Annotated in this window: 12 protein-coding genes; 6 read left to right on the plus strand and 6 right to left on the minus strand. The window is 39.5% G+C overall.

The genetic code is table 11. The features are described from left to right. Positions 1–327: DUF421 domain-containing protein (locus tag AC1DG9_RS18805; protein ID WP_477635032.1), on the minus strand; the 327-nt coding region annotated here is incomplete at its 3' end. 133 nt (positions 328–460) lie between these two features. Here AC1DG9_RS18805 and AC1DG9_RS18810 point away from each other — a divergent pair. Beyond that, positions 461–1,462: a glycoside hydrolase family 5 protein gene (locus AC1DG9_RS18810; RefSeq protein ID WP_477635033.1), complete on the plus strand. Its 1,002-nt coding sequence runs from the start codon at positions 461–463 to the stop codon at positions 1,460–1,462. Between the two features lie 13 nt (positions 1,463–1,475). On the opposite strand, the gene AC1DG9_RS18815 is transcribed toward AC1DG9_RS18810, so the two are convergent. Next, positions 1,476–1,907: a hypothetical protein gene (locus AC1DG9_RS18815; RefSeq protein WP_337716119.1), complete on the minus strand. Its 432-nt coding sequence runs from the start codon at positions 1,905–1,907 to the stop codon at positions 1,476–1,478. 194 nt (positions 1,908–2,101) lie between these two features. Between AC1DG9_RS18815 and AC1DG9_RS18820 the strand changes: the two genes are divergently transcribed. Next, positions 2,102–2,506: a RidA family protein gene (locus AC1DG9_RS18820; protein WP_337716117.1), complete on the plus strand. Its 405-nt coding sequence runs from the start codon at positions 2,102–2,104 to the stop codon at positions 2,504–2,506. A 36-nt stretch (positions 2,507–2,542) separates the two neighbouring features. Here the strand turns inward: AC1DG9_RS18820 and AC1DG9_RS18825 are convergent, their stop codons facing one another. After that, positions 2,543–3,106, minus strand: coding sequence for a Crp/Fnr family transcriptional regulator (locus AC1DG9_RS18825; protein WP_337716115.1), 564 nt, complete (start codon positions 3,104–3,106; stop codon positions 2,543–2,545). Between the two features lie 191 nt (positions 3,107–3,297). Here AC1DG9_RS18825 and AC1DG9_RS18830 point away from each other — a divergent pair, with 191 nt between their 5' ends. From AC1DG9_RS18830 to AC1DG9_RS18840, 3 genes are all read left to right on the plus strand, one after another. Next, complete coding sequence (locus AC1DG9_RS18830; RefSeq protein WP_172662788.1) at positions 3,298–3,609, plus strand: hypothetical protein; 312 nt, start codon at positions 3,298–3,300, stop codon at positions 3,607–3,609. A gap of 132 nt (positions 3,610–3,741) precedes the next feature. Further along, positions 3,742–4,476: a hypothetical protein gene (locus AC1DG9_RS18835; protein WP_288881783.1), complete on the plus strand. Its 735-nt coding sequence runs from the start codon at positions 3,742–3,744 to the stop codon at positions 4,474–4,476. A 211-nt stretch (positions 4,477–4,687) separates the two neighbouring features. Then, entirely contained in the window at positions 4,688–5,809 is a 1,122-nt protein-coding gene (locus AC1DG9_RS18840; protein WP_337716114.1) for an acyltransferase family protein, read from the plus strand. 21 nt (positions 5,810–5,830) lie between these two features. Here the strand turns inward: AC1DG9_RS18840 and AC1DG9_RS18845 are convergent, their stop codons facing one another. Beyond that, positions 5,831–6,262, minus strand: coding sequence for an Hsp20/alpha crystallin family protein (locus AC1DG9_RS18845; RefSeq protein WP_172662785.1), 432 nt, complete (start codon positions 6,260–6,262; stop codon positions 5,831–5,833). A gap of 76 nt (positions 6,263–6,338) precedes the next feature. Between AC1DG9_RS18845 and AC1DG9_RS18850 the strand changes: the two genes are divergently transcribed. After that, positions 6,339–6,830, plus strand: coding sequence for an acyl-CoA thioesterase (locus AC1DG9_RS18850; RefSeq protein ID WP_477635034.1), 492 nt, complete (start codon positions 6,339–6,341; stop codon positions 6,828–6,830). A gap of 17 nt (positions 6,831–6,847) precedes the next feature. Here AC1DG9_RS18850 and AC1DG9_RS18855 read toward each other — a convergent pair whose 3' ends face one another. Then, a complete protein-coding gene (locus tag AC1DG9_RS18855) occupies positions 6,848–8,245 on the minus strand; it encodes an FAD-binding oxidoreductase (protein WP_337716111.1) in 1,398 nt (465 codons plus the stop codon). A 48-nt stretch (positions 8,246–8,293) separates the two neighbouring features. After that, on the minus strand, positions 8,294–8,665 hold a 372-nt coding region (locus AC1DG9_RS18860), incomplete at its 5' end, for a dihydroneopterin aldolase (RefSeq protein ID WP_477635035.1).

Here is an 8,665-nt window from a genome sequence, read left to right on the forward strand (position 1 = left end):
CTTTCCTTCTATAAGGTCATCGAGTTTTTTACTTTTTGCCATTAAATAGGTGGTCAGTCTGTAGGCACCAACAATTACAGCAAAAATGATTACCGGAACTAATAAGCCAATCTCCTTGTAAAACATCGGATCACCGGCAGCAGAGCCCAAACTTATAATTACTACCAGTTCAAAAACTGAAAGCTGTCGTACACCACGTTTCCCCAATAATCTCAAACCAAAAAGGATGATAAAATACATCACAAGTGTTCGGATGGATATTTCAATCATGAACTCCCAGTTCTCTTTGCCAATGAGGAATCCGGACCAATCTATGGATAATAGCATAATGAAAATTTAGATTTAATTACATAGTGCAATAACTCTACCAAATAGTTTACTGCTGTTAACATTCCATAACCATTTTTTTATCAAAAGGATCCCGGTAAATGGCTAACTTGTGACTTCATAAAATACCTATATGGCAGCAAATAAACATTGTACGATCAAAATTTCAGGAATAGTGATGCTTTTATTTTGGTCAGTAACATTTTGCAAGGCACAGTCCGCTAATGCAGTGAATTTACATGGCGCTTTAAAAGTTCGAGATGGTAAAATTTTGAATAGCCACAACAAACCACCTCAATTGAGAGGAATAAGTTTATCGTGGAGCGCATGGGGAGGAAGAAAATATTATAACCCGGAAGTTGTAACCTGGCTAAAGAAAGATTTCAAGATCAGCTTATTGCGTGTTGCTATGGCTGTTGAACCAGATAGTGGGTATTTGAAAGATCCTGATGGACAAGAAAGACTCATTACAGCAGTTGTTGATGCGGCGATCAAAGAAGGTATATATGTTTTAATAGATTGGCACGATCATCATGCCAATGTGAACATAAACGAAGCAAAATCCTTTTTTAAAAAGATGTCGGCAAAATATTCAGGGGTTCCTAATATTATATACGAAATATGGAATGAGCCTGAGCGTGTAGAGTGGAAAGTGGTGAAGGACTATGCATTAGAAGTTATAGCTGAAATACGTAAAAATGACAAAGAAAACATTATTGTGATAGGTAGCCCTAACTGGGATCAGGACATTCATATCGCAGCCAAAGATCCCATAAAAGGCTTCAAGAATATTGCTTATTCATTTCATTTCTATGCATCCGATCCTGATCATCAGGATAAACTTATGAACAAAGCAAATTTAGCACTTGGTCTTGAGCTACCAATTATGGTAACGGAATGGGGTGTTGGAGAAGCGAATGGAAATGGAGTGTTTGATGTACAAAAAAGTGACAAGTGGGTGAATTGGATGGAACAGCATAAACTAAGTTCCGCAAATTGGAACCTGACCGATAAAAAAGAGACCACTGCGCTGCTTTTACCCGGTGCCCCGATATCGGGACGTTGGTCACAGGAAATRCTTACTCCGGCGGGGATTTATATCAGATCGCTGCTCATCAAGCTAAATAAAAATTAAACAGGTATAATAGCTATTGTAATCGCGGAGCTGATTTACGTTTCTTATTTAAAAGAATAATATAGAATAAATAGGCCCCAAAAAACACTCCTGCTATGGTTGCATAAATATCATTGACATCAAATGTAAGGCCGGTTCCCTTTTGTGTTATTTCGTGTACAAGAAATCCTGTTAAGCCGGTGATGGCAAATGCAAATAACAATAATAGTTTGGATTTCTTTGAAACGAGTTTATCAGATGAGCCTTCCACTAGAATAATTATTACTATTGCAATTGACATAAAAGCTAACGGTGCAAGAAAATTAGGTAACCATCCTAATGTTTCGCTAACTAATCCATATTCTTTTCGTCCATAGATTGGCCTTAAAAAAGTCCGGACCAATTCATTTAGGATTAAAATTATAGCCGGAAGAAAAAGAATCAGTCTGCTTTTTTGTCGTGTCATACCCAATAAAGTTAAGCATATCACACCTTCTCAACCAAAGAAAGTTAACAGGTCTTTTAAACAAAGCGACCTGACACTACATGTTAAAATAGTTTAATGCCATTTATTAAAATAGTTTAATGGAGGACAGTTTAAGCAAAACTACCTTTATTGGTAATTAACATAATGGAATGATGAGTAACAAACAGAAGAAAATGGAAATTTCACAAATTAAAATTACACCTGACACCTATGCTCCTTTCCGCTTGGCTCAGGGACATCTTGTGGGAGATTTGCTATTTATTTCGGGCCAGACCGCTATTGATGATGACGGCAAGCTGATCGGTCTGGGCGACTTTGATGCGCAGGCAAAAAAAACCTTTGAGAACCTTGAAAAGGTACTCACAGCAGGTGGCTCAAGTTTTAAGAACCTTGTCAAGGTAACCATATTGCTGCGTGATATGGCCAATTTTGAAAAGATAGTAGAGCTCCGCGGCAGATACTTCTGCGAGCCATACCCTGCTGATACAATTATGGAAGTCTCTTCTCTATTTTCCAAAGATGCCCTTATTGAAATAGAAGCAATTGCAGTTGCCGATAATGCTGCGACCTGGAAGTAAGCATGTAAGTCAACGGAGACGTTGTCTCCGTTTCTTTTATTTTTTAGCAATCTCTTTCCGTATCTGGCTCAAAAATACAGGTGTGATGCCCAGAAATGAAGCAATATGCTTTTGAGGTAGCCTTTGTTCGATATGTGGATAAAGATCCAACAACGCAAGATACCTTTCTTTGCCCGACATGCTGATGGAATTCAGCAAACGCTGATCTTGGGCCATACTGGAACTTTCATTTAATATCCGCCAGAAACGTTCCGTTTTCGGTACGTTCTCCATCAATCTCTCCCGGCCCTCCAGGTCTATCTGCAGCAGCACAGACCCCTCAAGGCTAATGATATTCCGGCTTGCTGGCTGTTGCTTTAAAAAGCTGGTCAAATCCGATATCCACCAGTCTTCCAGAGCGAAATGCAAGGTGTGCTCATCACCCCTGCTATCTACATAAAAGGACCGGAGAAAGCCTTCAGATACATAGCTCTCATAACGGCATAGCTCTCCTTGTGCAAGCAAGTATTGTTTGGGAAGTAACTTACGTATCTTAAAGAACGAGCAAATATAATCCTTCTCCTGGCTGTCGAGACCGATCCGGCGTTCGATGTGCCGCACAAGTCTATTGTAATGTTCTTTGGTGTGCTCTTGCATACTGCTTGCAATTTACGAATTTAAACTAAGCAGGGATCACCTGCGAAATACCTAGGCCTATAGTAAACATTTAATCATCTGATCAAAAGCTTTTATTGAAAGAAGCCAAACATGTGAGTGCTGCAATTGTTAATCTTATACTAAAAAAAAGAAAAATGGAAAATTTTAGCAGCAGTACAGACAAAGATCATGATAATATACATCCCAAACCAACTGAAGACGCAGGGGCACAAATTGAAACAGTAACTCCGGACACAGAAAAGGAAGGGACTCCTAATGACCGAAAAGTCATTCCTCCGAGTACTGAGGACGCCTCTCAAGCTGATCAAAAAGACAGTCCGGAAGATATTCAGGAGAAAGATAAATCTGATGCCAGCGGCACTGAAGATGCTGATTCCGAAAATACTGAACCCGGTCAGGATAAAAATGAAGGGGATGTTCCGCCAATAGAAACAGTTGCCCCTTAATTCCGAAAGGGACCCTGGCAATTGTTTAATATTTGTGAGAAATTCTGTGAGTCGCTTTGTAATTTTTGTAATTATCGAGTGACGAATTGCCGGAATAGTTGGTAATTAGTTTTGTAAAAGTTAAATTTAATTATGAGAACAAATGCCATGCACTCGGAGCTTTCGAGCACACAATCCAAGACCATATTCGGGCCAGGCCCGCTTGCAGTTGAACTTTTTGAGCGGCTGCCTGTTGCAGTATATACCTGCGACTCTTCAGGATACATTACCTCCTACAATCAGGCTGCAGCGATGCTTTGGGGAAGGGAACCTGAGCTAAACAAGGATCTTTGGTGTGGATCGCGGAAGGTTTTTTATACTAATGGCGAACCCATGGCACTTGACAGCTGCCCAATGGCAGTAGCATTGAGCGAAGGTTCACAGGCTAACGGGACCGAAACCACCCTTGAACGTCCTGATGGTTCCAGAAAAAGTGTATTTGAGCATCCGGTTCTTTTATTTAACGATCAGGGCCAGCTGTGCGGAGCCGTTAACACGCTTATAGGCATAGCTGAACAAAAAGACGCGGAGCTTCAATTGCTGAAGCTACTTGAGCAAGTAAAAGAACTTAGTATAAATGAGCAAGAATTCACCGACCTGGCCAGCCAGGAGTTTAAAACTACGTTGGCAAGTGTTTCCCAATATCTGGAATTGATCTTGCGGTCAGTCCGGCCAGATGACGCAAACTCAACGCTGCTCATCAGAGCACAAAAACAACTAATGGCGATACATAAGCTAGTGTGCAGACTGATTGAAACGGGTAAAAATGCAAAGCTGCTTACTTATTTATTCATTAGCGGCCTTCCTGAGAGCTTGGTTATTCTTTAGCAGCCTTTCCCTGTTTAGGGAACATGCAGTTTTGTTGCTCTTTATCAAAAGAGAATCTGCTMCTAAATTCACGGGCATTAGATAGGTGTTGCATAATTATTCTGTTCGGCTCGTTGTAAATTTGGCTGGGCTATTAATTTTAAATATCTTGGCGCACTAACAAATCAGAGGCTATTGCCGCATAAATTTAGCCTGGCAGGATACATAATAAATGGATACGAACAAAACCACCACCACAATTCTTCAAACAAAACAGCACTTTGAAATTCTCGACGGATTGAGGGGCATTGCTGCATGGGCCGTTGTAATATTTCATTTTATGGAGTGGGCTTACACCGATCCTGGCCAGAACTTTATTGGGCACGGTTTTTTAGCTGTCGATTTCTTCTTCTGCCTTTCTGGATTTGTAATAGGGTATGCCTACGACGATCGTATAGGAAAAATGGGAGTTCTCGAGTTTTTTAAATCAAGGATTATCAGGTTGCACCCGCTAGTTATAGCCGGATCGATATTAGGCTTGCTGGCGTTTTTGTTCGATCCATTTGGAGGTCATCCAGAATTGTATAATACTGGTAAGATCATCCTTACGTTTTTGTGTTCGTTATTGCTTATCCCCTTGCCTATAATAGAAGATCGTGGATTTAACCTGTTCAGCTTCAATGCACCATCATGGTCTTTATTTTGGGAATATATAGCTAATGTCGTTTACGCATTTGTACTTTATAACATTAAACGTAGCTATCTGCTATTGTTAACCATACTTGCAGCGACAGCGATTTGCCTGGTCAGTTATCGCTCAGGAAATTTATTGGGTGGTTGGAGCGGTCCAACCTTTTGGGATGGGGCTGCCCGGATATCATATTCTTTTTTAGCAGGATTGCTTATTTACCGTTCCAACTGGATCATCAAGAACAAGCTGGGATTTATTAGCCTGGCCATATTATTGTTTCTGGCCTTTTTAATGCCATCCTCAAAATGGAATTGGTTATCCGAACCTTTCATCGTACTATTTTATTTCCCATTGCTGATCGCGTTGGGTGCAGGTGCTATATTGGCTCCTGGCCTTAAAAAGTTTTGTGTCTTTTCAGGTAAGATTTCTTATCCATTATACATGACACATTATGCCGTGTTGTGGATGTTCGGGAATTACTACACCAGTCATAAGGTAAGCTCCATGCAACTTACGTTGATAATTGTTGCCGGACTAATTCTACTTACCGGGGCAGCATACCTGATAATGGTAGTTTATGATATTCCCGTAAGAAAATATTTAAGTAATAAGCGCACCGCAAAAAGAAAGGGTGCACCCTCCGGCGCACCCTTATCTACCTAAAAAAACCAAACTCTAACCTAATTATGAAACTTTAATTTCTTTGTTTTGAGATTTCACTTCGTCTTTTCCAATCGTGATATTTAAAATCCCGTTCACATATTCAGCAGTAATGTTATCTGCATTTACGCTTTCAGGTAATACAAAGGATCTGGCAAATGAGAAGTAATCAAACTCTCTGCGTGTGTAATCTTTTTTCTCTTCTGTTTCGCTTGTTTTTTTCTCGGCCCAAACAGAAAGTGTGTCTTTTTTTAAGTTGATTTGAAAATCTTCTTTAGTTAAACCCGGCGCAGCGATTTCAATTTTATACTCGGTTTCGGTTTCTAAAATGTTTACGCCCGGCACTTTGTTAATCGTTAAGTTTTTATTTATGGCTTCACTAAACAAAGAGTCAAATACATTGTTAAAGTAAGGTGCGGTGTTTCTGGTTCTGTTGTTAAATTTTACTAGTGTCATCGTTTATGTTCTCCTATTTTTTAATTTAAATTTTATATAAACCGTATAATCAAGTCCCATACCAACCCCATTTTTTATGATTTTAAAGACATTTTGGCGCAACAAAACAACTAAGCAAGACAAAACGGCAGATATAGTAAACCAAATAGACAGTTTTAAGTATAAAACGACTATAGAAACACGCTTTGCTGATTTTGATATGATGGGGCATGTAAACAACGCAACCTACTTTACCTTCATGGAAATTGCCCGGGCCAAATACTGGAAGCAGGCTGTACAATGGGACTGGAAAAAAACAGGTGTGGTCATTGCCCACGCCTCACTGGAATACAYCATTCCGGTTTTTCCCGATGATAAAATCAGCATGTACGTTCGCACCTCCAGAATTGGTAAGAGTAGTTTTGACCTGGAATACTTACTGGTTAGGACGCAGAATGGTGAGGAAATTGTTTGCAGTAAAGGAAAAACGGTGTGCGTAGCCTTTGACTATCGGGCCAAAACCTCGGTAGTGATTCCTGACGAGGAAAAAAACAAGATGATGATCTTTGAGCAACTTGATAGTAATTAACCGAGTTGCTCTTATACTTAAAATATCTTACCTGGATTAAGGATGCCATTAGGATCAAATACACTTTTTATTCCTCGCATCAGATTAAGATTAATCTCGCTGTATTTTATAGGCATAAATTCTTTTTGAACCAGTCCAATACCGTGTTCTCCGGATATAGTTCCTCCCAGGGCACTTGTTAATTCGAATATCTCGACGATGCCGTCTTTGAGTTTGTTTTTCCAATCCTCATCACTCATACCTGCTTTAATGATGTTAATATGTAGGTTGCCGTCGCCTGCATGACCATAACAAACACTTTCAAATCCATACCTGGATCCTATTTCTTTTATACCATTAATCAATTTTGGTAAGGCAGCTCTAGGAACAACCGTATCTTCTTCCTTATAAACGGAATTAGATTTAACAGATTCTGCCATAGTGCGACGCATACGCCATAGATCTTCCTTTTGTTGGGCTGTATCTGCAAAGAGTACATCGCTGCACTCAAATTGTTCAAGAACAAGATTTACCTTTTCGCAATCTTTAAAAATAGCATCCATATCATCGCCATCGAATTCAATTAAAAGGAAAGCGTTTACATCGTCTTTTAGATTGAATTTAATGTCATCAAATTTAATAACCCACTCCACTCCTTTTCTTTCCATAAACTCTAATGCTGATGGAACAATCCCTGCTCTAAATATTGCAGAAACTGCTGCGCAAGCCTTTTCGTTCTCTCCGAAAGAAGCAAGCATTAAAACACTTTGCTGAGGCTTGGGAACAAGTTTTGTTACTATTTTAGTAACAACCGCCAACGTGCCTTCAGAGCCAATCATCATTTGAGTAAGATTGTAACCAGATGCATACTTTAGTGTATTAGCGCCCGTCCATATTATTTCGCCAGTAGGCAGAACAACCTCAAGATTTAAAATATATTCTCTTATAGTTCCATATTTAACAACTCTGGGGCCACCAGAACCGTGGGCAACATTGCCACCTATAAAGCAAGAACCTTTGCTTGATGGATCTACAGGATACAGCAGACCGTGTTCGCCTACTGCATTTATAAAGTCTTCGGTAATAACGCCCGGCTCAACAGTTGCCTGAAGGTTTTCCGTATCTATTTCAATTATGGCTTTAAACTTTTCCATAGACAATAGCACCCCTCCATATATGGGTAATGCTGCCCCACTAAGTCCGGTACCACCCCCACGTGGGGTAACAGGAACGTGATACTTATTACATAGCTTTAATAAAGCAGAAATTGAATTTGCATCGATTGGCTTAACTACAATCTCTGGATAATATCTAAGGTCTTCTGTCTCATCATGACTATATGTATTTAATGATTCCTCATCGGTAAATACATTTGAAGCGCCAATAATTGTTTTTATCTGATCTAATAGGTCGGTTGTAATCTTATTAAATGCCATCTGTCGTTTCGGGTGTTTTTTATTAGCTATTAAAATTAGGATCGTAGTTTAGGAGTTTGCAGAGCGATAGCTCAATTGTACAAATGAATGTCCAATTTCGCCAGGCATTGGCGGATTTAGTTTTTTAATACCAACCTCGGCGGTATGTATAAATGGATAATTATCAACCACTCTATCCAAAATACTTTTCACTACCGTTTCGAGCATTTTTCGGGTGTTTTTCATTTCACCCAATATGATATTGTTCAATATTTCGTAGTTCACCGTACGCTCCAAATTCTCTGTATCTGTATTGGGCGTAAATGTAACCACAACATCAACCGAAAAATAGATGCCAGTAAGCTGTTCTTCAGGGTAATAACCATGAAATGCATAACATTTAACATCCCTTAAAGCAACTGTCTGTATATAGTTTTGAGT

Source organism: Pedobacter sp. 05L430 (assembly GCF_056397585.1).

Coding starts and splice junctions, on each gene's coding strand:
- AC1DG9_RS18815 (WP_337716119.1), bottom strand. CDS start 1,907: ATGACACGACAAAAAAGCAGACTGATTCTTTTTCTTCCGGCTATAATT.
- AC1DG9_RS18820 (WP_337716117.1), top strand. CDS start 2,102: ATGGAAATTTCACAAATTAAAATTACACCTGACACCTATGCTCCTTTC.
- AC1DG9_RS18830 (WP_172662788.1), top strand. CDS start 3,298: ATGGAAAATTTTAGCAGCAGTACAGACAAAGATCATGATAATATACAT.
- AC1DG9_RS18835 (WP_288881783.1), top strand. CDS start 3,742: ATGAGAACAAATGCCATGCACTCGGAGCTTTCGAGCACACAATCCAAG.
- AC1DG9_RS18840 (WP_337716114.1), top strand. CDS start 4,688: ATGGATACGAACAAAACCACCACCACAATTCTTCAAACAAAACAGCAC.
- AC1DG9_RS18845 (WP_172662785.1), bottom strand. CDS start 6,262: ATGACACTAGTAAAATTTAACAACAGAACCAGAAACACCGCACCTTAC.
- AC1DG9_RS18855 (WP_337716111.1), bottom strand. CDS start 8,245: ATGGCATTTAATAAGATTACAACCGACCTATTAGATCAGATAAAAACA.